This window comes from Phaeobacter italicus, assembly GCF_001258055.1.
GTDB classification, from domain to species: domain Bacteria; phylum Pseudomonadota; class Alphaproteobacteria; order Rhodobacterales; family Rhodobacteraceae; genus Phaeobacter; species Phaeobacter italicus.
Genome location: NZ_CVRM01000003.1, coordinates 1 through 21,756, shown reverse-complemented (window position 1 = coordinate 21,756; position 21,756 = coordinate 1). Strand labels below are relative to the sequence as shown.

General features: G+C 63.9%; 20 protein-coding genes, 1 pseudogene and 1 riboswitch. Of the genes and pseudogenes, 19 read left to right on the top strand and 2 right to left on the bottom strand.

Annotation, left to right across the window (positions count from 1 at the left end; translation table 11 throughout):
- The first annotated feature begins 3 nt into the window (after positions 1-3).
- From NIT7645_RS01180 to NIT7645_RS01165, 4 genes are all read left to right on the top strand, one after another.
- Positions 4-1,089: a DUF1513 domain-containing protein gene (locus tag NIT7645_RS01180; RefSeq protein WP_008559595.1), complete on the top strand. Its 1,086-nt coding sequence runs from the start codon at positions 4-6 to the stop codon at positions 1,087-1,089.
- 162 nt (positions 1,090-1,251) lie between these two features.
- Positions 1,252-2,037, top strand: coding sequence for a DeoR/GlpR family DNA-binding transcription regulator (locus NIT7645_RS01175; RefSeq protein WP_008561254.1), 786 nt, complete (start codon positions 1,252-1,254; stop codon positions 2,035-2,037).
- Positions 2,030-3,619, top strand: coding sequence for a glycerol-3-phosphate dehydrogenase (gene glpD / locus NIT7645_RS01170; protein ID WP_008563270.1), 1,590 nt, complete (start codon positions 2,030-2,032; stop codon positions 3,617-3,619). Before NIT7645_RS01175 ends, glpD begins: the two co-directional genes overlap by 8 nt.
- A gap of 205 nt (positions 3,620-3,824) precedes the next feature.
- Positions 3,825-4,583, top strand: a complete 759-nt coding sequence (locus NIT7645_RS01165; RefSeq protein WP_242656145.1) for an SDR family NAD(P)-dependent oxidoreductase — start codon at positions 3,825-3,827, stop codon at positions 4,581-4,583.
- A 57-nt stretch (positions 4,584-4,640) separates the two neighbouring features.
- Here the strand turns inward: NIT7645_RS01165 and cobO are convergent, their stop codons facing one another.
- Positions 4,641-5,276, bottom strand: coding sequence for a cob(I)yrinic acid a,c-diamide adenosyltransferase (cobO, locus tag NIT7645_RS01160; protein WP_008559740.1), 636 nt, complete (start codon positions 5,274-5,276; stop codon positions 4,641-4,643).
- Between the two features lie 50 nt (positions 5,277-5,326).
- Positions 5,327-5,565: riboswitch (cobalamin riboswitch) on the top strand.
- 96 nt (positions 5,566-5,661) lie between these two features.
- Between cobO and NIT7645_RS01155 the strand changes: the two genes are divergently transcribed.
- The 7 genes from NIT7645_RS01155 (at position 5,662) to cobJ (ending at position 13,869) form a co-directional block, all read left to right on the top strand.
- Positions 5,662-6,081, top strand: coding sequence for a DUF1636 family protein (locus NIT7645_RS01155; protein WP_008562567.1), 420 nt, complete (start codon positions 5,662-5,664; stop codon positions 6,079-6,081).
- Between the two features lie 3 nt (positions 6,082-6,084).
- The gene (cobW, locus tag NIT7645_RS01150; RefSeq protein ID WP_008560658.1) at positions 6,085-7,164 is read left to right on the top strand and encodes a cobalamin biosynthesis protein CobW; all 1,080 of its coding nucleotides are present in this window, start codon (positions 6,085-6,087) and stop codon (positions 7,162-7,164) included.
- A gap of 154 nt (positions 7,165-7,318) precedes the next feature.
- Positions 7,319-10,579: a cobaltochelatase subunit CobN gene (gene cobN, locus NIT7645_RS01145; protein WP_008562543.1), complete on the top strand. Its 3,261-nt coding sequence runs from the start codon at positions 7,319-7,321 to the stop codon at positions 10,577-10,579.
- Entirely contained in the window at positions 10,576-11,745 is a 1,170-nt protein-coding gene (gene cobG, locus NIT7645_RS01140; protein WP_008561685.1) for a precorrin-3B synthase, read from the top strand. The genes cobN and cobG overlap by 4 nt, the downstream gene beginning before the upstream one ends.
- Before the next feature lies 1 nt (position 11,746).
- The gene (locus tag NIT7645_RS01135) at positions 11,747-12,376 is read left to right on the top strand and encodes a precorrin-8X methylmutase (RefSeq protein ID WP_008562360.1); all 630 of its coding nucleotides are present in this window, start codon (positions 11,747-11,749) and stop codon (positions 12,374-12,376) included.
- Between the two features lie 3 nt (positions 12,377-12,379).
- On the top strand, positions 12,380-13,108 hold the full coding sequence (locus NIT7645_RS01130) for a precorrin-2 C(20)-methyltransferase (RefSeq protein ID WP_008562436.1): 729 nt from the start codon (positions 12,380-12,382) through the stop codon (positions 13,106-13,108).
- A complete protein-coding gene (gene cobJ / locus NIT7645_RS01125) occupies positions 13,105-13,869 on the top strand; it encodes a precorrin-3B C(17)-methyltransferase (protein ID WP_008559777.1) in 765 nt (254 codons plus the stop codon). The genes NIT7645_RS01130 and cobJ overlap by 4 nt, the downstream gene beginning before the upstream one ends.
- Here the strand turns inward: cobJ and NIT7645_RS01120 are convergent.
- A complete protein-coding gene (locus tag NIT7645_RS01120) occupies positions 13,866-14,618 on the bottom strand; it encodes a cobalt-precorrin-6A reductase (RefSeq protein WP_008558753.1) in 753 nt (250 codons plus the stop codon). The two genes, cobJ and NIT7645_RS01120, sit on opposite strands and share 4 nt — an antisense overlap.
- On the opposite strand from NIT7645_RS01120, the gene NIT7645_RS01115 reads away from it, so the two are divergent.
- The 8 genes and pseudogenes from NIT7645_RS01115 to NIT7645_RS01080 all read left to right on the top strand — a co-directional run.
- Complete coding sequence (locus NIT7645_RS01115) at positions 14,617-15,816, top strand: bifunctional cobalt-precorrin-7 (C(5))-methyltransferase/cobalt-precorrin-6B (C(15))-methyltransferase (protein WP_008560850.1); 1,200 nt, start codon at positions 14,617-14,619, stop codon at positions 15,814-15,816. The genes NIT7645_RS01120 and NIT7645_RS01115 overlap by 2 nt on opposite strands.
- Entirely contained in the window at positions 15,813-16,190 is a 378-nt protein-coding gene (locus NIT7645_RS01110; protein ID WP_008561421.1) for a cobalamin biosynthesis protein, read from the top strand. The genes NIT7645_RS01115 and NIT7645_RS01110 overlap by 4 nt, the downstream gene beginning before the upstream one ends.
- Positions 16,187-16,981, top strand: coding sequence for a precorrin-4 C(11)-methyltransferase (gene cobM / locus NIT7645_RS01105; protein ID WP_008561936.1), 795 nt, complete (start codon positions 16,187-16,189; stop codon positions 16,979-16,981). Before NIT7645_RS01110 ends, cobM begins: the two co-directional genes overlap by 4 nt.
- A gap of 4 nt (positions 16,982-16,985) precedes the next feature.
- Entirely contained in the window at positions 16,986-18,305 is a 1,320-nt protein-coding gene (locus NIT7645_RS01100; protein ID WP_008562895.1) for a cobyrinic acid a,c-diamide synthase CobB, read from the top strand.
- A complete protein-coding gene (gene cobA, locus NIT7645_RS01095) occupies positions 18,302-19,036 on the top strand; it encodes a uroporphyrinogen-III C-methyltransferase (RefSeq protein WP_008559015.1) in 735 nt (244 codons plus the stop codon). Before NIT7645_RS01100 ends, cobA begins: the two co-directional genes overlap by 4 nt.
- A 62-nt stretch (positions 19,037-19,098) precedes the next feature.
- On the top strand, positions 19,099-19,857 hold the full coding sequence (cobF, locus tag NIT7645_RS01090) for a precorrin-6A synthase (deacetylating) (RefSeq protein ID WP_008561373.1): 759 nt from the start codon (positions 19,099-19,101) through the stop codon (positions 19,855-19,857).
- A gap of 151 nt (positions 19,858-20,008) precedes the next feature.
- The gene (locus NIT7645_RS01085; RefSeq protein ID WP_008560053.1) at positions 20,009-21,028 is read left to right on the top strand and encodes a GAF domain-containing protein; all 1,020 of its coding nucleotides are present in this window, start codon (positions 20,009-20,011) and stop codon (positions 21,026-21,028) included.
- A 463-nt stretch (positions 21,029-21,491) separates the two neighbouring features.
- Positions 21,492-21,703: pseudogene (locus NIT7645_RS01080) on the top strand (transposase); the annotation flags it as partial.
- Between the last annotated feature and the right edge of the window lie 53 nt (positions 21,704-21,756).

Genomic DNA, 21,756 nt, shown 5'->3' with positions numbered 1-21,756 from the left:
GTCATGACCACCGCCTCTCGCCGCAGCTTTCTCGCGGGGCTCCTGGCAGCGGGCATGGCGCCTCAGGCCAGCTGGGCCGATACCGGCAACCCCGCCTTTCTCGCCGCAGGCAAGACAGCGGATGACCGTTTTTTCTTGGCCGGGTTGGACACTGCGGGCGACATCCTGTTTCGCCACCCGCTGCCCGCACGCGGCCACGCCGCAACAGCCCATCCCAGCCGCCCCGAAGCCGTTGCCTTTGCCCGCCGCCCCGGCACGTTTGCAGACGTGATCGACTGCCGCAGTGGCGCACCGCTTGCCCGCCTCACCCCGCCCGTAGGTCATCACTTCTATGGCCACGGCACCTTCTCGGAAGACGGCAGCCGGCTTTTCACCACCGAAAACGCCTATGACACGGGCGACGGCCTGATCGGGATCTGGGATGCCGCGGACAGCTATCGCCGCATCGGGCATATCTCCTCTGGCGGGATCGGTCCCCATGACATGCGCCTGCGTCGCGACGCGGCGGGGCTTGTGGTGGCAAACGGCGGCATCCAGACACACCCGGACAGTGGACGGGCCAAATTGAACCTGCCGGTGATGCAGCCCAATCTGACCTATATCGGCGCCGATGGGCAGATCACCGACCAGCTGGAACTGCCTCAGGAGCTGCGCCTCAACTCCATCCGCCACCTTGCAATCCGCAACGACGGAACCGTCGGCTTTGCGATGCAGTGGCAGGGCGATCTGGGCGCGGATCTGCCCATCATCGGCCTGCACCGCCCCGGCCAACCCGCCCGCCTGATGGCAGAGGATGACCCCCGCCTGCGCAACCTCAACGGCTATGGTGGCTCTGTCGCCTTTTCCCGCGATGGCCGCCACGTCGCTGTCACCTCCCCCCGCGGTGGCGTGCTGCAGATCGCGGACTGTGACACAGGCGCATTGGTGCAGGAAATCCGGCTGAGCGATGTCTGCGGTCTTGCCAGTGATGACACGGGGTTTGTCATCACCAGCGGCCAGGGGATTGTCGCAGCGATCGACGCCGACAGGGTCATCCCCCGGCGCCAACATGATCTCGCCTGGGACAATCACCTGATCCCGCTCAGCTGAGCCAAGCCGCCCGGCCGACCCGATATCCACCGCTGCCCCCCAGTCAGCCGCCTTTTCAACGAAAGGGCGGCTTTCCTTTTGCGCCCTCTGAACACTGAAACGAAAGTTTCACATGACAAAACGCCCAAGCTGACCTATATCAATCCATGAAAAGGAAAGCCAATGGACGCAAACGACCGTCAAAACGAAATCATGAACCTGTTGACCACGCAGGATCGGGTCGAGGTCGAAGACCTCGCGCGCCGCTTTGGCGTGTCACTTCAGACGGTCCGCACCGACCTGCGCGACCTCTCTGCACGGGGCCAGTTGAGCCGCGTCCACGGGGGCGCTGTGCGCATTGCCTCTGCCGCCAACCGTGGCTACGCCGAACGCCGCAGCCTGAACGCAGACAGCAAACGCGCGATGGCAGCGCTCGCCGCAGAAGTGATCCCTGAAAACTGCTCCATTGCGCTCAATATCGGCACCTCGACCGAGATGGTGGCCCGCGCGCTCTCCAGTCACCGCGGCCTGACCGTCCTGTCCAACAATATCAACATTATCAACATGATGATGGAAGATGACAGCAAGGATCTGATCCTGGCGGGCGGCGCGATCCGCAAAAGCGACGGCGCAATTGTGGGCGAAGATGCGGTGGAATTCTTTGCCCGTTACAAGGTCGACTTTGCCATCATCGGCGCCTCGGCCCTCGATGCTGACGGTGCCATCCTCGACCACGACGCCCGCGAAGTCTCGGTCGCCCGCGCCATTCTCAAAAACGCCCGCAGCCGCATTCTGGTCTGCGACGGCACCAAGTTCGAGCGCGCCGCTCCGGTGCGCATCTGCGATGTGGCGGATCTGGATGTGGTCATCACCGACCGACCCGTCCCCGCCGAATTCTCCCGCGCGGCAGAGGCCGCAGACACGCGAATCCTCTGGACGCGCGAAAACGAAAGCGACGAAAATGTCTGATACACACGCTCAAGATCACATCACCGATCTCTTTGTCATCGGCGGCGGCATCAATGGCTGCGGCATCGCCCGCGACGCTGTCGGTCGGGGCCTCTCTGTCTCGCTGGCAGAAATGAAAGACCTCGCCTGGGCCACCTCCTCGGCCTCCACCAAACTGTTCCACGGCGGTCTGCGCTATCTGGAGTATTTCGAGTTCCGCCTGGTCCGCGAAGCGCTGATCGAACGCGAAGTCCTGCTAAAAGCCATGCCGCATATTTCCTGGCCGATGCGGTTCGTGCTGCCCTTTCACAAGGACATGCGTTTTGACAGCGAAACGCCGACCTCGCGCCTTCTGACCACCGTCATGCCCTGGATGAAGGGCCGCCGTCCCGCCTGGCTCATTCGTCTCGGTCTGTTCCTCTATGACAGCCTCGGCAAACGCGGCATCCTGCCGGGCACCGCGAAGCTCGACCTGGCGGCAGATCCCGCAGGCCGCCCGCTGGACCCGAAATTCAAAACCGCCTTCGAATATTCCGACTGCTGGGTCGAAGACGCCCGCCTGGTGGTGCTGAACGCCCGCGACGCCGAGGCCCGCGGCGCCGAAATCATGACCCGCACGCAGGTCACCGGCGCGCAACGCCTCGATGATCACTGGGTCATCTCGCTCAAGGATCTCTCAACCGGGGAGACCTTTGAACGTCGGGCCCGTATGCTGGTCAATGCAGGCGGCCCCTGGGTGGCCGATGTGCTGCGTCAGAAGCTCGGCCAGAACAGCCGCGAAAGCGTCCGGCTGGTGCGCGGCAGCCATATCGTTGTGCCCAAGCTCTTTGACCACGGGCGCTGTTATTTCTTCCAGGGCACCGACGGGCGCATCATCTTTGCGATCCCCTACGAGGAAGACTACACGCTGATCGGCACCACCGACGCCGATCACCCGGACCCCGAAACGGCACCGACCTGCACCCCGGAAGAGCAGGAATATCTGGTCAAATTCGCCTCGCAGTATTTCGCAAGCCCCATCAGCCGCGACGACATCGTCTGGACCTACTCTGGGGTGCGCCCGCTTTATGATGACGGCGCGAGCTCTGCGACGGCAGCGACACGGGAATACGTGCTGACGCTGGATGACAGCGCTGCGCCGCTGCTCAATGTGTTTGGCGGCAAGATCACAACCTACCGCAAACTGGCCGAGGCCGCGCTCGAAAAAATCGGCACCGTCTTTCCAGACATCAAAGATGACTGGACGGCAGGCGTGGCCCTTCCGGGCGGAGACTTTGCCGTGGGTGACGTGGCCAAGCTGACGGCAAAGCTGGCGCAGGACTACCCGTTCCTCAGCCCATATGCGACCCGCCGCCTGATCCGGGCCTATGGCACCGAAGCCTGGGACGTGCTGGGCGATGCCACCTCTGCTGCGGATCTGGGGCAGGATTTCGGCGCGACTATCACGGCGCGGGAACTGGACTGGACCATCGCGCATGAATGGGTGCGCGCGGGCGAAGACTTCCTGTGGCGGCGCACCAAACTCGGCCTGCGCCTGAGCGAAGATCAACGCGCCGCGGTCGACAGCTATATCCGCGCCCAACTGGCAAGCCCTGCTGCATAAGCGCCGCCTGGCGCGCGCGGCGGCTTAACGCTGCCGCAACACACCCAACCCCTATGCGTTCGCACCCCACGCAACGCCCACAAAAAGTATCAGCCCCCCTGCCCGATTGTTTCGCACGCGAAACATTTGGTCAGAGGGGCTGACGTGGTTCAGACGCAACTATGACGCGCAATTCTGGGCGTTGACCTGTACCTCACAGACTGCTGTGGTCACAACCGAGCCTTTTTCCAGCTCCCTCTTTTCCGATCAATCGAGAGATTTCATTTTGCACAAACGTATTCTCATCATCGGCGGCACATCCGGGGTCGGTGCAGAACTTACCAAGCACTACGTCAACGCAGGCCACGACGTCTGGATCACTGGCCGTAGGCGACCTGAGAAGACAGAAGCCACCTTCCTGCCGCTCAACATTTCGGCTGACCCAAAGCAACTGGCGCAAGACCTCGACCTCCTTCTGGCAGACATCGGGAAGTTGCACACTTTGATCTTTGCCGCCGGATATTTGCAACGCGGACATATCGACGATCTGACAGACGATGACCTTGCCACAATGGTCAACACGGGTCTGCTGGCCCCCATGCTCCTGGTTAAGAGACTGAAAAGAGAGGCCATCGGACCGCTGAAAGTCATCTTGATTTCATCGAGTTCCCAATACACGCCACGAGAGCGAGAGCCAGCCTACTCAGCAACCAAAGCAGCGATGGGCATGTTGGGAGCCTCTCTCGCCCGCGATCCAGACCTGGGCAAGGTTCTTGTAGTGGCTCCTTCCGGGATTGCCACAGCCTTCTGGGATGGATCAGGTGAAGACACGAGCACGATGCTGGATCCTCACTGGGTTTCCAATCAGATCGTGGACCTCTCCAGCGGTCCTTTCAAATACAAATACGCCAAAATTCTTCGGCACCCTGCCCGCGTTGAGGTCGTAGAGTGCCTCAACAATCAGATGGAGCCAGCAACTCCCTAACAAAAAGCCCCCACAAATTCTTGCGGGGGCTTTTCTGTCTGCTCCGTATCTGGCGGATCAGAATTCGACGCCTTTCTGGGCTTTGATGCCCTGGCGGAACGGGTGTTTGATCTGGCCCATTTCTGTCACCAGATCGGCGATTTCGATCAGCTCTTCCTTCGCGTTGCGGCCGGTCAGGACAACGTGGGTCATCGGCGGCTTTTCGGTTTCGAGGAAGTCCACCACATCAGCAATGTCGATATAGTCATAGCGCAGGGCGATGTTGATCTCGTCCAGCAAGACCATCGTGTTGCGCTCGTCGCGGATCATCTCCTTGGCCTTTTCCCAGCCCTTCTGGGCGGCGGCGATGTCGCGGGCCTTGTCCTGGGTCTCCCAGGTAAAGCCTTCGCCCATCGCATAGAACTGGCACAGATCCGAGAAATTCTCTTCGATCAGGGTGCGCTCGCCGGTCTGCCAGGCCCCCTTGATGAACTGCACCACGGCCGAGGGCATGCCATGGGCGATGCAGCGCATGATCATGCCAAAACCAGAGCTGGATTTGCCCTTGCCGGGACCGGTGTGCACGATGATCAGACCCTTCTCGCCGTCCTTGTTCTGCATCATGCGATCACGGGCGGCTTTCTTCTTGGCCATCTTGGCGGCGTGACGTGCCGCTTCTTCCTCGGAAATGTCGGTATCAGACTTGTCGCTCACGGGGCTCTCCTAACTGTTGGCCCCATGTCTTGACAAAGACGGGGGCGATGGCGCAAGGGGGTTTTGTTGGTTCCTGCCATATGGCAGGCGAAGAGGGAATGTGACAGCCATTTGGGCGCATGACAAGCGTCCGTTCGGTCAAGCACAGCCGCCCCCGCGACCGTGACCGGAGAGGTCTCCGACGCCACTGAGAACGCTTGTGTCACAAGCGCTCGGGAAGGCGGGATGACCGTCAGGGCCTGCCCTGGCATCCGCAAGCCGGGAGACCTGCCAGCAGACGAAACGCAACGGGCGGACGGGGTGTTCCGCGACCGGCTGGGACTGGCGCGCAGGACGTGCCCCCGCTGGCACGAGCCCCCTGATGCGACAACCAAAAAGGGCGCATATGGCCGAGGTAACACTGACGATCTGCACCACCTGCCGTCGTGGCGAAGTCACCGACCCGGAGGCCCCGCGCCCCGGTGCGCGCATGTTTGCCGCCCTGCAGGAGGCCGAGTTGCCAGAGGGCATCAATGTGCGCGGCGTCGAATGCCTGTCGGCCTGCACCCGTGGCTGTTCCATGGTGCTGAGCGGCGGCGACGCCCGCTGGAGCTATATCTACGGCGATCTTGATCCCGACACCCATGTCGAAGAGATCATTGCAGGCGCCAGCGCCTATGCCGCCACCACCGACGGGCTGGTGCCCTGGCGCGAACGCCCGGTGGTGTTTCGCAAGCAATCGATTGCGCGCATCCCCCCTGCCCCGGTACCGGCCTCGACGGATGCAGACGCAGCCCCCACTCCTCCCTCCTTGTCCAAGGATTGATCCATGAGCACTCTGAACAAGATCCCCGTCACCGTCATCACCGGCTTTCTTGGTGCGGGCAAAACCACCCTGATCCGCCATCTGATGCAAAACCCGCAGGGCAAGCGTCTGGCGGTGGTGGTCAATGAATTCGGCACCGCCGGCGTGGACGGCGAGATCCTGAAATCCTGCGCAGATGAAAACTGCCCGGCGGAAAACATCATGGAACTGGCCAATGGCTGCATCTGCTGCACCGTGGCCGACGACTTCATTCCGACCATCGAACAGCTGATGGACCTGCCGGAAAAGCCCGACCACATCGTGATCGAAACCTCTGGCCTGGCCCTGCCCAAGCCGCTCTTGAAGGCGTTTGACTGGCCCGCAATCCGTTCGCGGATCACTGTTGATGGCGTGGTTGCGCTGGCAGATGCCGAAGCGGTTGCCAGAGGTCAGTTCGCAACCGACCTGGATGCGGTGCAGGCCCAGCGAGAAGCAGACGAAGGCATCGACCACGAAACCCCGCTGTCGGAGCTGTTCAAGGATCAGATCTCCTGTGCGGACATCATCCTGCTGTCCAAGGCCGATCTCGCCGGTGAGGATGGTCTGGACAAGGCCCGCGCCGTGATCGAGGCCGAAGCCCCCCGCAAGCTGCCGATCCTGTCGATGTCCGAAGGCGTGATCGACCCACGCGTCATTCTGGGTCTTGAGGCTGCCGCAGAGGATGATCTGGATGCGCGTCCTTCCCATCACGAGGACCACCATCACCACCACGACGACGATCACGACCACGATCATCACCACCACCATGACCACAGCCATGACGATTTTGATACAATCGTGGTCGACCTCGGCGAAGTTTCCGATCCGCAAGCATTGCAAGATGCCATCGTGAAACTGGCCCGCGAGCGCAACATCCTGCGCGTCAAAGGCTATGTGGCGGTGGAAGGAAAACCGATGCGGATGCTGGTTCAGGCCGTCGGCGAACGGTTGCGCGCGCAGTATGATCAGCCCTGGGGCGACATGCCCCGGCGCACCCAGCTGGTGGTGATTGCCGAGCACGACAATATCGACGAAGCGGCCATCCGCGCGGCCTTGGGGGCGTAAGCCGAAATGATGACAGAGAAGCGTAAATTGGGATGCTTCGCCCGGCCGGCAGGCCGGGCAGCGCCCGTCCCGCCCACCACGGGGCGGGCGCTTCTCGCCCTCCCCGCCGGGACGGGCGCCGCCCTTCGTGGCGATCCCAACAGGAACTAAGCCCATGCACGTCGTCTTCCGCGAAAGCCACGGCCTTGACGAGACCGATACACCACAGGATCTGGGGCAGACGCCTGCGGACCTTGTGGTGCTGTCCTTTTCCGACAGCGATCTCGGCGCCTTTGCGGCTGGATGGCATCGTGGCAAGGATCGGCTGCCGTCGTTGCGGCTGGCCAATCTGGTTGCGCTGAAACACCCCCTGTCGGTGGATGTTTATGCCGAACAGACGCTGGAGGGTGCCAAGGGCATTCTGGTGCGGTTGATCGGTGGCGAAAGCTATTGGTCCTATGGGCTTGCCACATTGCAGGATATGGCCCGCCGCAAGGGGCTGGCGCTGGCGGTGCTGCCAGCAGATGGGCGCGAAGATCCGCGTCTGGATGAGCTGTCGACCCTGCCGGTCTCCACGCTGCGCCGCCTGCAGGCGCTTTGTGATGCGGGCGGCGCGGTCGCTGCACAGGCCGCCTTGGCGCAGCTGTCGCTTGCCGCGGGGCTTTATGCGGGGCCTGTCATCGGCACAAAATCCATGCCGCAGCATGGTTGGTATGACCCGGAAAAGGGCGTGATCCCTGCTCTGCCCGCAGCAGAGCTGAACCACCCCGACAAACCCCTGCTGCTTGTCAGTTTCTACCGGTCCTATCTGACCTCGGCGGATACGGCCCCGATCGACGCGCTGATTGGCGAGCTGCGTCAGCGGGGCTATGCCGCCTATGGCGTGTTTGCCGCCAGCCTCAAGGCACCCGAGGCCGCAGACTGGCTGCGCAGCACCCTGCCCGAGATCGCTCCGGCCGCGATCATCAACGCCACCGCCTTTTCCGCACAGGGCATGGACGGGCGCGCCTCGCCCCTGTCCACCACCGGCTGCCCCGTGTTTCAGGTCGCGCTTTCCACCGCGCGCAGGAAAGACTGGGCCGAGGCGGACCGGGGCCTGTCGCCTGCCGATCTGGCGATGCATGTGGTTCTGCCCGAAGTGGACGGACGGATCTTTGCGGGGCTGGTGAGCTTCAAGGCACCCGGCAAGAAAGACCCGGACCTGCAATATTCCCGCTTTGGCCACCGTGCCGATGCCGGCCGGATCAGCGCCGCCATCGACCGGGTTGAAGGCTGGCTGCGTCTGGCCAGACTGCGCAACAGCGACAAGCGGCTGGCGCTGGTGCTGTCGACCTATCCGGGGCGCGATCACAACCTTGCCCATGCGGTCGGACTGGATGCGCTGGCCTCCTGCGATGTGATCCTGCAAGAGCTCGCAGATCAAGGCTATCGTGTGGACGCGCTCGAGAACACGGGCCTGCGTCTGATGGAGGAAACCCTGCAGCTGCCGCTTGCGACCTACAAGAGCGCGCTTGCCGCGCTGCCGCAGGATCTGCAGGCCACGCTGAGCGAGGCATGGGGCACCCCGGAGGAAGACAAGGACTGCCGCGATGGCGCCTTCCACTTCAAGGCCCTGCGCGCTGGCAACGCGCTGGTCGCGCTGCAACCTGAACGGGGCGAGGTGAAAACCCGCGTCGATGATTACCACGATCTCGACCGCACCCCGCGCCATGCCTATGTGGCGTTTTATCTGTGGCTGCAAAGCCAGGCCGACGCCCTTGTGCATATCGGGGCCCACGGCACGCTGGAATGGCTGCCCGGCAAGGCCGTTGCCCTGTCAGAGCAATGCTGGCCCGAGGTGCTGACCGGCCCGCTGCCGGTTGCCTATCCGTTCATCGTGAACGACCCCGGCGAGGCCGCCCAGGCCAAGCGCCGCATCGGCGCCATCACCCTTGGCCACCTGCCGCCACCGCTGGCGCAGACCAACCTGCCCGAGGGGATGACCCGGCTCGAAAGCCTGCTGGATGAATATTCCACCGCCGACGGGCTGGACCCCGCCCGCCGCGACCGGCTGATCGATGACATCCGCGCCGAGGCGCAGGGCACCGGGGTCGAGGCCGATCTGGGGCTCACGCCGGACAGCTGTGCTGCCGAGGCGATCACGCGGATCGACGCCTTTGTCTGCGACATCAAGGAAAGCCAATATGGCGAGGGCTTGCACATCTTTGGCACCGGTCAGTGCGGGGCAGAGGAACGCGCCGGGCTGATTGCTGCGCTCAATGGCCAGATGGTCTCTCCCGGCCCGTCCGGCTCTCCCTTCCGGGGCCGCGCTGACGTGATGCCCACGGGGCGCAACCTCTTTACCACGGACCCCCGCGCGGTGCCGTCGCGCGCGGCGCATACCCAAGGTGTCAAACTGGCCGAAGAGCTGCTGCGCCGCCATCTTCAGGATCACGGAGACTGGCCCAAGGGGTTGGTGATCGACCTCTGGGGCTCTGCCACCATGCGCACCGCAGGCGAAGAATTCGCCATGGCGCTGCACCTCGCGGGACTTGCGCCAAAGTGGGACGAAAATTCCGAACGGGTCTCTGGCTTCGAGGTGCTGCCGCTCTCCATGCTGAACCGCCCGCGCATTGATGTCACCCTGCGGGTGTCCGGCCTCTTCCGCGATGTCTTTCCCGGTCTTGCCCAGATGTTCGAGGCCGCCGCCGCGGCACTGGCGGCGCGCGAGGAAAGCACGGGCGACAATCCCTACCTGACCCAGACCCCGCGCGTCTTTGGCCCCAAGCCCGGCCAATACGGCCTGTCGATGAATCCGCATCTGGATGAGTATTCCGATGAAGCCCGTCGCGCAGCAGGCGAGGCATGGATCAATGCCTCGTCCCACGCGATTGATGCCAAGGGTGAAATCCACGACGCCCGCGACGCGCTGGAGGCACGTCTGCAGGGCGCAGACAGTTTTGTGCACCTTCAGGATCTGCCGGAAACCGATCTGCTGGTGGCCTCCGACTATGCCGCCCATGAGGCGGGTTTTGCCGCAGCCATGGCCCGTCTGGGACAGTCCGCGCCCGCGCTTTATCATATGGACGCCACCCGGCCCGACCGGCCGCAGGCGCGTTCCCTGGGCGAGGAGATCGCCCGCGTGACCCGCGCCCGTGCCGCCAATCCGGACTGGGCCACGTCGATGATGAACCACGGGTTCCGTGGCGCGGCGGAAATCGCCGCCACGCTCGATCACATGGCGGCCTTTGCCCATCTGGCACAGGTGGTGCAGCCGCATCTCTTTGATCTCTATTTCGAGGCCACCCTTGGCCGTGACGATCTGGTGGAGTTCATGGAGCGCGAAAACCCCGAGGCGCTCGCCGCGATGCGCGATCGGTTCCGCGCTCTGTTTGAGGCGGGCCTGTGGAGCACAAGGCGCAATTCGATCATGGCCGAGCTGGAGGGCGCCGCGTGAGCACCGCCGCCACACCCAAGGTCTATGGCTGGTGCCCCGGCGCGCTGCGCCCGATGATGTCGGGCGACGGTCTGGTGGTGCGGGTGCGTGCGCCTCTGGGACGGCTCAGCCCTGAACAGGCGCGTGGTCTGGCGGATCTGTCTCAGGCGCATGGTTCCGGTCTGGTGGATATCTCGGCGCGCGCAAACCTGCAGCTGCGCGGCATTCGCGAAGACGCCCACGCAGCACTGATCGACGGGCTGCGCGCTTTGGGGCTGGTGGATGAGGACGCAGGCGCAGAGGCGCGCCGCAACATCACGCTCACCCCGTTCTGGCGTGCGGGCGACGACAGCCATCAGATCGCAGAGGATCTGGCGCAGGCCCTGCGCCGGGCCGAAGATCTGGACCTGCCGGGCAAGTTCGGATTTGCCATCGACTGTGGCGAAACGCCCGTCCTGCAGGATACCGCTGCCGATGTCCGCATCGAACGTTCTGGCAGCACCCTGATCCTGCGGGCTGATGGTGCCGACAGCGGCCTGCCCGTCACGGCAAGGAATGCCGCTGGCGAGGCGCTTGCCCTTGCCCGCTGGTTCCTTGATCAGGGCGGCGCGCCAGAGGGCCGTGGCAGAATGCACCAGCTCCTTGCGCGCCGGGCACGACCGACAGCGCATGTAGCCCCCGCCCCAATTGCTCCCCAAGGGGAGACACAGCATCCCGGCCAGACCGCATCTGGCCTGTTGGTGGCGCTGGAGTTCGGCCAGATGCCTGCAACAACACTGGCTGCGCTGGCCGATCACGGCGCGCTGCGGCTGACCCCCTGGCGGATGCTGCTGGTCGAAGGCACGCGCAACCTTCCGCCCCTGCCCGGCCTGATCCTTGATGCAACAGATCCCCGCCTGCGCGTGAGCGCCTGCACCGGAGCCCCCGGGTGCCCGCAGGCGCGCGCGGTGACGCGCGATCTGGCCCGCGATCTGGCCCCATCGGTGCCAATGGGCCAGCATCTGCACCTGTCAGGCTGCGCCAAGGGCTGCGCCCATCCCCGCCCCGCCGATCTGGTCCTGACGGCCACCGACGAGGACACATTCGATCTGATCCGCAATGGCACTGCCGCCGATCACCCGCTAAACACCTCCCTGAGCGCCGACGCGTTGCGCGCCGCTCCCGACCTACTGACAGAGGGCAGCTGACATGCTCCACACCTATGAAACCAATGGCGCCGCGATCTACGCCGAAAGCTTTGCCACCATCCGCCGCGAGGCCGATCTGGCGCGCTTTAACAAGGACGAGGAAAGCGTCGTCGTGCGCATGATCCATGCTGCCGGCATGGTGGGGCTGGAAGAGCACGTGCGCTTTTCCGAGGGCATGGCCGAGACCGCCCGCGCAGCACTCGCCAACGGCGCACCGATCCTGTGTGATGCCTACATGGTCAGCGAGGGCATCACCCGCCCGCGCCTGCCTGCGGATAACGAGGTAATCTGCACCCTACGCGACCCGAAGGTGCCGGAGATGGCCAAGGAGATGTCCAACACCCGCTCTGCCGCAGCACTTGAACTGTGGCGCCCGAAACTGGAAGGCTCTGTCGTGGCGATCGGCAACGCCCCCACCGCGCTGTTCCACCTGCTGAACATGCTGAAGGATCCGTCCTGCCCGCGCCCTGCCGCCATCATCGGCTGCCCTGTGGGCTTTGTCGGTGCAATGGAATCCAAGGACGCGCTGATGGAAGACCTCCCCGTGCCGTCGATGATCGTGAAAGGCCGCCTTGGCGGCTCTGCCATCACCGTTGCGGCGGTGAACGCGCTGGCGAGCTGGAAAGAGTAAGAGATGACCATGTCCAAGGGCAAAGTGATCTGCGCGGGGCTTGGGCCCGGTGATCCCGATCTGATGAGCGTCCGCTCGCACCGGATGATTTCCGGCGCGCGTCACATCGCCTATTTCCGCAAGGCCGGCCGCAAGGGTCAGGCCCGTGCCATTGTCGAGGGCATGCTGGCCGAGGGCGTCACCGAACACGCGATGGAATATCCGGTCACCACCGAAATCCACTTCTCCGACCCCGAATACAACCGGGTGCTGGCGGCGTTCTATGACCAATGGGCCGACACGCTGGCCGAGATCGCGCAGACAGAGGACGTGGTGGTGCTGTGTGAGGGCGACCCGTTCCTTTATGGGTCTTACATGCATCTCTACACCCGCCTGCAGGGCCGTGCCGAACAAGAGATCATTCCCGGCATCACCGGCATGTCCGGCTGCTGGACCGCCTCTGGCCAGCCGATCACTTGGGGCGATGATGTGCTGACCGTGGCGATGGCGACCCTCAGCGAGGATGAGCTGGCCAAGCGCGCCGCCGAAACCGATGCGCTGGTGGTCATGAAGATCGGCCGCAACCTGCCCAAGCTGCGCCGCGCGCTGGAGCGGGCGGGCCGCGCCGATGACGCCTGGCTCGTGGAACGCGGCACCATGCCCGGCCAGACCGTGCAGAAACTGTCGGAGATCGAAGGCGAGGTGCCTTACTTCTCCATCGTATTGGTTCACGGACAGGGGCGCCGGCCATGAGCAACACAGGAAACGGCTGGGTCGTGATCGCGGGCCTTGGCCCCGGCAACGAGGCGCTGGTCACACAGGAAGTGCGCGACGCCATCGCCGACGCCACCGATATCGTTGGCTATATTCCCTATGTCAAACGCATCGCGCCCCGCGACGGCCTGACCCTGCATGCCACAGACAACCGGGTTGAGGTCGACCGCGCCACCCATGCACTGGAAATGGCGGCTGAAGGCAAACGGGTTGTTGTGGTGTCCTCCGGTGATCCGGGGGTGTTCGCAATGGCCTCTGCCGTGTTCGAGGCGTTGGAAAACAATGCGGAAAGCCACCCGGACTGGCTGAATCTCGACATCAAGGTGCTGCCCGGCATCACCGCCATGCTGGCCGCTGCCGCCGCCATCGGCGCGCCCTTGGGGCATGACTTTGCTGCTATCAACCTCAGCGACAACCTGAAGCCCTGGAGCCTGATCGAAAAGCGCCTGCAGCTGGTTGGTGAGGCCGGTCTGGCGATGGCGTTCTACAACCCGCGCTCCAAGTCGCGCCCGCATCAGTTTGCCCGCGCATTGGACATCCTGCGCGAGGCCTGTGGCGCGGACACGCTGATCACCTTTGCCCGCGACGTGACCAAACCGGGGCAGGAACTGTTGACGGTGCCCCTAAATGACGCAACGCCCGAGATGGCGGACATGCGCACCGTGGTGATTGTCGGCAACCGTGACACGCGGCGGGTGGGCAACTACGTCTATACGCCCCGCTACGCAGCCGAGGATTAATCTGCGGGATGCGACAGCCAGGCCATCACCTCTGCCACGCTGCCCTTGATGGGGCGCTGCCCTGCTGGGGCGGGCACCTCGGGTCTGCCGATCATGATGACCGGCAGGTTCAGGCTGCGCGCGGCTGTGAGCTTGGCCGCGGCCCCCGCGCCGCCTGCGTTCTTGGCCACGACATGGGTGACGGCGTGGCGCTGCATCAGCGCGCTGTCGCCCGCAACGTCAAACGGGCCACGGGCAATCTCGACCGTTGTGTGCGGCAACGGCAGGGGCGCGTCTGGTTCATCCACCAGCCGCAGCAGGTAATGGTGCTGGGGTTTGGCGGCGAATTGGGTGAGGTTCTGTTTGCCGATGGCCAGAAACACCCGTGCGGGCGCATCTGGCAACGCGTCAACGGCAGCGTCGATACTGTCCACATGCAGCCAGTGGTCGCCTTCACCCGCCTGCCAGGCCGGACGTTCAAAGGCACAAAGCGCCACCCCCGCCGCCGCGCAGGCCTGCACTGCGTTGGTGCTCATCTGTGCTGCAAAGGGATGGGTGGCGTCGACCACATGGGTGATGCTTTCGGTCTTCAGGTAAGCTGCGAGCCCTTCCACGCCACCAAAGCCGCCGATGCGCGTCGGCAGCGGCTGGCTGACGGGCTTGGCCGTGCGGCCCGCGTAGGAAAACACCGCATCCAGACCCGCCTCGGCCAAGGTCTTGGCCAGCGTCGAGGCTTCGGTTGTGCCGCCCAGCAGGAGGATGCGTGTCATGTCTGATGGCCTTTCCAAACACTGGCTTACGATCGTTGGTCTGGCGGAAGATGGACTGGAAGGCTTGGGCGATGCAAGCCGGAAGGCGCTCGCTGAGGCGGAGGTGATTTTCGGCGGTCCGCGGCATCTGGAGTTGGTGGATGCCGGCAGCAAGGGCCAACCCTGGCCGGTGCCGTTTTCCATTGAACCTGTGCTGGCTGCGCGCGGTCGCCGCGTCGTTGTTCTGGCCTCGGGCGACCCGTTCTGGCATGGCGCGGGCGGATCGTTGGCGCGGCATCTGGAGGATGGCGAGTGGCTGTCCCATCCGGTGCCGTCGACCTTTGCGCTGGCGGCCAACCATCTGGCCTGGAAGCTGGAAGAGGTGCTGTGCCTTGGCCTGCACGCGGCGCCTTATGCGCGGCTGCGCGCGCTGCTTGGCAACGGGACACGGGTGATTTGCACCATGCGTGACGGTGACGCGCCTGCGGAGCTGGCGGCGTGGCTGACCGCCGAGGGGTTTGGTGCCTCAACGCTGACCGTGATGGAGTGCCTCGGCGGGCCACGCCAGCGGGTGCGTTTCGCCACTGCCGAGGGGTTTGATTTGCAGAGCATTCAGGCGCCTGTTGCCGTCGCAGTTGAGGCGGCGGGCAGCAAGGGCCTGCCGCAGGCGTCCGGGCTGGCGGATGATCTCTTTGCCAGCGACGGGCAGATCACCAAACGCCCCATTCGGGCGCTGACCTTGTCGGCACTGGCGCCGCGCGCGGGCGAGCTGCTGTGGGACATTGGCGGCGGCTCTGGCTCGGTCTCGGTCGAGTGGTGTCTGGCGGCACGCGGCGCACGGGCCATCACCTTTGAGCCGCGCGAAAGCCGGTTGGAAAACATCCGCGCCAATGCGGCGGCCTTTGGTCTGGATCACCGGATGCAGGCCGTGCTGGGCAAGGCGCCGGATGTGCTGCAGGGCCAGCCCCTGCCTGACTGTGTGTTCATCGGCGGCGGCGGCTCGCAGGCGTTGCTGGATCATCTGTGGGACATCCTGCCCGCAGGCACGCGGCTGGTGGCCAATGGCGTCACGCTGGAAACCGAAACACTGCTGATGCAGGCCCATGCGGCGCGCGGCGGGCATCTGCTGAAGGCCGAGATTGCCGAAGCAGGCCCGCTGGGGTCGATGCGCGACTGGCGACGGGCGCGGCCTGTCATTCAGTGGAGCGTCACGCGATGAAAGTGGCGGGCATCGGATTTCGCGAGGCGGCCACAGCAGCCGATATCGCAGCGGCGCTGGCGTTGTGCGATCAGGGCGTGGATGCCGTCGCCTCCATCGCGGCCAAGGCCGATGCACCTGCCATGCAGGAATTCGCCCGCCTCAGCGGTTTGCGGGTGATTGCCTTGCAGGAAACAGATATTGCCGGGGAGCAGACATTGACGTGCTCACCCAGGATCAAGGCGCGGTTCGGCACCGGGTCGCTGGCGGAAGCCGCGGCGCTGGCGGGTGCGCGCCATGGGGCAACGGGCGCACGTGCGCGCCTTCTTGCCCCCAGAGTTGTCACCGCGGATGGGCTTGCCACCGCGGCCATAGCAGAAAGACTTGAGCCATGACCGTTCACTTCATTGGCGCCGGACCGGGCGCTGCCGACCTTCTGACCCTGCGCGGGCGCGACATCATCGCGTCCTGCCCGGTGTGCCTCTATGCGGGCTCTCTGGTGCCGGAGGAAATCCTGAGCCACTGCCCGGCAGACGCCAAAATCGTGAACACCGCGGCGATGGATCTGGATGCCATCGTGGCCGAGATCAAGACAGCGCATGAGGCAGGTCAGGACGTGGCGCGGCTGCATTCCGGCGACCTGTCGGTGTGGTCCGCGATGGGCGAGCAGCTGCGCCGCCTGAAGGCCGAGGGCATCCCGGTCAGCGTCACCCCCGGTGTGCCGTCCTTTGCTGCGGCAGCTGCGGCGCTGGGGACCGAGCTGACCCTACCGGGTCTGGGCCAGTCGGTGGTGCTGACCCGCACGCCGGGGCGCGCATCCTCGATGCCGGAAGGTGAATCGCTGGAGAACTTCGCGCGCACGGGCGCCACGCTGGCGATCCACTTGTCGATCGGCAATCTGGACCATGTGGTCGAGAGCCTGACGCCGCATTATGGCGCGGACTGCCCGGTGGCGGTGGTTTACCGCGCCAGCTGGCCGGATCAACAGATCCACCGCGCCACCCTGGAGACACTTAAGGACACGCTGGACGAGAAAATCTCCCGCACGGCCCTCATTCTGGTGGGGCCGGTGTTGAAGGGCGAGGGTTTTGACGAAAGCTGTCTCTATTCCACCGACTACGACCGCCGCTACCGGCCGCAGACTGCGGACAGCCCCTGGTCGAGCTGGAGCCACGGCGATGACTGAGGCCATGACCGACCTGAACCCTCCTGGCCTGATGATCTCGGCGCCCTCTTCGGGCACCGGCAAGACCACCGTGATGCTGGGCCTGTTGCGGGCGCTGGCAGAGGACGGGCTGACCGTACAACCCTACAAGAGCGGGCCGGATTACATCGACCCGGCGTTTCATTTGGCGGCCGCGAAGCGCCCCAGCTTCAACCTTGATACCTGGGCGATGGATGGCGGGTTGCTGGATGCGGTCACGGCCCAGTCGGCGGGCGCAGAAATCTGCGTCGGCGAAGGCTCCATGGGGCTTTATGACGGTGTGGCAACGCGCGGGCAGTCGGGCTTTGGCTCTTCTGCCGAGACGGCCAAGCGGATGGGCTGGCCCGTTGTGCTGGTTGTCGATGTGGGCGGTCAGGCGCAGTCGGCTGCGGCCACCGCGCTGGGGTTCAAGAATTACGATCCCGAACTGCCCTTTGCGGGTGTCATCCTGAACCGGGTTGCCAGCCCGCGTCACGAGCGGCTGACGCGCCTTGGCATGGAAAAAGCCGGCATCAAGGTGCTGGGCTCCCTGCCCCGGCGTGGCGATCTGGCCCTGCCGGAGCGGCATCTGGGCCTTATTCAGGCGGTGGAACATCCCGACCTTGAGGCGGCCATTGCAGGCTATGCCGAATTCCTGCGCGCGCATGTGGATCTGGAGGCGATCAAGGCCGCAGCGCTGGCGGGTCAGGCGCCCGCCCCGGCCAGCCTGCCCAAACCGCCCGCGCAGCGGATTGCGCTGGCGCGCGATGCGGCGTTTTCCTTTACCTACCCGCATCTGCTGAGCGGCTGGCGCGCGGCGGGGGCAGAGATCCTGCCGTTCTCGCCGCTCGCAGACGAGGCCCCGGCGGCGGACGCCGATCTGGTCTGGCTGCCCGGTGGCTACCCGGAACTGCATGGCGGGACACTGGCGGCGGCAGAGACCTTCCGCGCCGGTGTGCGCAAACACGCCGAGACCAAGCCCGTGCATGGCGAATGCGGCGGCTACATGGCCCTCGGCGAGGCGCTGATCGACAAGGAGGGCAACCGCCACCAGATGCTGGGCCTTCTGGGGCTGGTCACGTCCTATGAAAAGCGCAAGTTCCACCTTGGCTACCGCCGCGCCATTCTTCAGGCGGGGATGCCGGGCTTTGAGGCCGGCACCGCCCTGCGCGGCCATGAGTTCCATTATTCCACCATCCTGGAAGAACCCGACGCGCCCCTGGCCAATGTCATGGACGCCGACGGCAACCCGGTGCCCGAGACCGGCTCTATCAAGGGCCATGTCACTGGCACGTTCTTCCACCTGATCACCGGAGAGCGCGCATGAGCGGTTTTGTCTCCTTTGTGTCCTCTGGTCCCGGCGATCCGGAACTGCTGACCGTGAAGGCCGTGAAACGCCTGGAGGCGGCGGATGCGGTGCTGTTTGACGATTTGTCTGCCGGCCCGATCCTGAGCCACGCGCGCGCGGATGCGGATCTGGTGGGCGTCGGCAAGCGGGCCGGCCGCCCCTCTCCCAAACAGGACCACGTGAGCCAGCTCCTGGTGGATTATGCCCAAAGCGGCCTGCATGTGGTGCGGCTGAAATCCGGCGATTCCGGTGTCTTTGGCCGGTTGGAAGAAGAAATCACCGCCCTGCGCAAGGCGGGCATCCCGTTTGAGATCGTACCCGGTGTGACGGCGGCCTCTGCTGCGGCGGCGGCGGCGAATATCCCGCTGACCCGCCGTCTGACGGCGCGGCGCCTGCAGTTCATCACCGGCCACGATGTCACCGGCGGTCTGCCCGATCAGCTGAACCTCGCTGCGCTGGCCGATCCGGATGCGACCACCGTGGTCTATATGGGCAAACGCACCTTTGCGTCGCTGGCGGAAAAACTGCTGGAGGCGGGTTTGCCCCCACAGACCCATGCGCTGGTAGCGCTTGGGGTGTCGACGCCCGAACAGTCGCTGCATTGCCATACCGTGGGCGAGCTGCCCACCGTCCTGCGCAAGATGGAGACCACGGCCCCTGTGCTGATCCTATATGGTCCGCTGGCAGATCAGGATCTGCCGCACGGCTGATCCGGCCATCGCGCCCCACCTGCGGACCACCGGCCCGACCCAAGTTACAAGAAAGACCCGCCATGATTGACCTCACCCTGATCGGTATCGGCACCGGCAACCCGCAGCATCTGACGCTGCAGGCGGTGCAGGCCCTGGCGGCGCAGGATCTGATCCTGATCCCCAACAAGGGCGCGGGCAAGGACGATCTGGCGGGGCTGCGCCATGACATTTGCGCGCGCGCATTGGACGGCTGTGCCACCCCGCCCCGGATTGTCGAGTTCGACCTGCCGGTGCGAGATGAAGCAACGCAGGATTATCGCCAGCGGGTCGATGACTGGCATGACGCAATTGCCGCGATCTGGTGGCAGGCCATCTGTGCCAACCTGCCAGAGGGCGGGCGCGTGGGTTTTCTCGTCTGGGGGGATCCATCGCTTTATGACAGCACCATGCGCATCGCAGAGCGCCTGAAGGCGCGCGCTGATATCCGGCTGAACGTCATCCCCGGCATCACCTCTATCCAGGCGCTGACAGCCGCACATGCGATTCCGATCAATGAAATCAACGGCCCCTTCACCATCACCACCGGCAGGCAGCTGCGCGATGGTGGCTGGCCTGCCAGTGCCGATACCGTCGTGGTCATGCTGGATGGGGCCTGTTCGTTCCAGTCCCTTGCCCCCGAGGGCATCACGATCTGGTGGACGGCCTATGCGGGCATGGAGAACGAGATCTCGATCGCTGGCCCCCTTGGCGAGGTCGGCGCGCAGATCATCGAGACCCGAGCCAAGGCGCGGGCAGAGCATGGCTGGCTGATGGACATCTACCTCATGCGCCGGAGCTGAGCCCCAAACGGACAGTGCCCCTGTTTACGAAAGGTTGACCAAGGCTCGTGTATTAAAGCAAAGTTCAAGCGTTCACGCTTGTTGTGACATGGCTGCCCAACGACCCGTACAAGTGACGCTCGGACACCGGCGCAAGAAAATGGGGCCTATAGTGAGTAAGCAAGACGATACCGATCCGTTTCCGGTTCCACAGCCCGGTTCTGTTTTTGAAGATGGGTTTTCAAGCGAGTCAGAGCTTCTGTCGAGTACGGTCGGCCCTGAGTTTCTGAGGGCCTTTGTCGTCACTCTCAAAGATGCGGTCGATGTCGATATGGTCGCCATCAGCGAATTGCGCATCATGGAAGAGGAACGCATTCACGTTCTGGCAGGCCAGATGGATGAAACCGATCTGGCTGATTTCGAATATGATGCCTGCGTCACCCCCTGTTTCGAAGTCATCAAAGGGGCAAATCCTGTTGTCGTTCACGGAAACGCGCAAAGCGCCTACCCCAAGGACGACTTTTTTCAGGAGCAAGGCATCCGCAGCTATGCAGGCGTCCCGCTCCTGAGCCAGCACGGCGAAATCGCAGGGCTTGTTCAACTTGCCTGGCGTCATGAAACCACTGACGCAGAAACCCAGCCAATCCTTGATGTCATCGCCGATTATTCCAAACGGCTGGCGAGCGAGTTGGAGAACCTGCATGCCACGCGTATTCTGGCGGCTTTGGCGCGTGGTAGCGAAGAGCCGGGCTCAACCGGTATTTTCCGGCTCATTGCCCAACAGATGCAGCAGGCGTTCAAAGCCCGCACGGTGTTTGTTGCGGAATGCTCGCCCGTCAGTGACCAGCATTTCAACATTCTGGCCTACTGCAATGGCGGGACACTCGTCTCTGAACTGGAAGGCCAAGCCGTCCCCTATGAGGGCACGCCCTGCGAACACCTTGCCTCCGCACAGGAGTTCCGGCTTCAGACGGGCCTGGCGGATGCTTTTCCCATGCAGCCGCATTTCAGGGCAGAAGGGTTGGATTCATATCTTGGCGTGCGAATTGACGACCATTCCGGCAAGGCCATCGGGCATTTTGCGATCCAGCACGACCACCCGATTTCGACCCGGAAATTCGAAACAGATCTGTTGCGGATCTTTACCGACAGGTTCGGATCAGAGCTGCGCCGACGCAAGACCGACCAGTAAGACCTCGCACGGACGCCAAACCCCGCTCGCCCCAGCACGGCAGCCCTACAGGCCAGACACAGGCGGCCCAGGCACAGATCAGGCGGCAGTTCATCACGTTTGAAAGTTGAGTGGCGGGGAGACAGTGATTCGAACCCTGGGAACACTCTCACGTTCAACGGTTTTCAAGGCGCGCGAAAACTGAATAATTCCAGCCACCTGACTTGAGAATTTCCCAGGACAAATCATGAACATAAATGGAACGTGCGAAACCCAAATTTCAGCTAGATTGTCGAAATTGGTTCAGCCTTCTTTTGTAATGTTGCTGACAGCATGAGTTTTCAACCTTCGCCCCGGCGAGGACCTTTGGAGGCATCCCATATCACACTGTGAACATGCCTGATCCACCAAGCAAGGCGTGACGTGCTCCCCTGAAAAGTCCGCGATTTGAAGTTAGCCTGTTCTCCAAGCGAGGAGACAGACGATGCGGAAAAGCCGTTTCAGCGAAGAGCCGATCATTGGCATCCTGAAGGAACACCAAGCCGGAATGGGGGCGAAGGAACTGTGCCGGAAGCACGGCATCCACCGCCCGGCAGGGCATTGCACAGCAATGTCCCGAGAGGGGGCGATGGCACTTTCTACAAATGGCGTTCGAAGTATGGCGGCATGGAAGTGTCTGAGGCCAAGAGGCTGAAGTGTTGATTGTCACTGAGAACTGACCCGGTAGCCCTATAAATTGTCACTGAGAA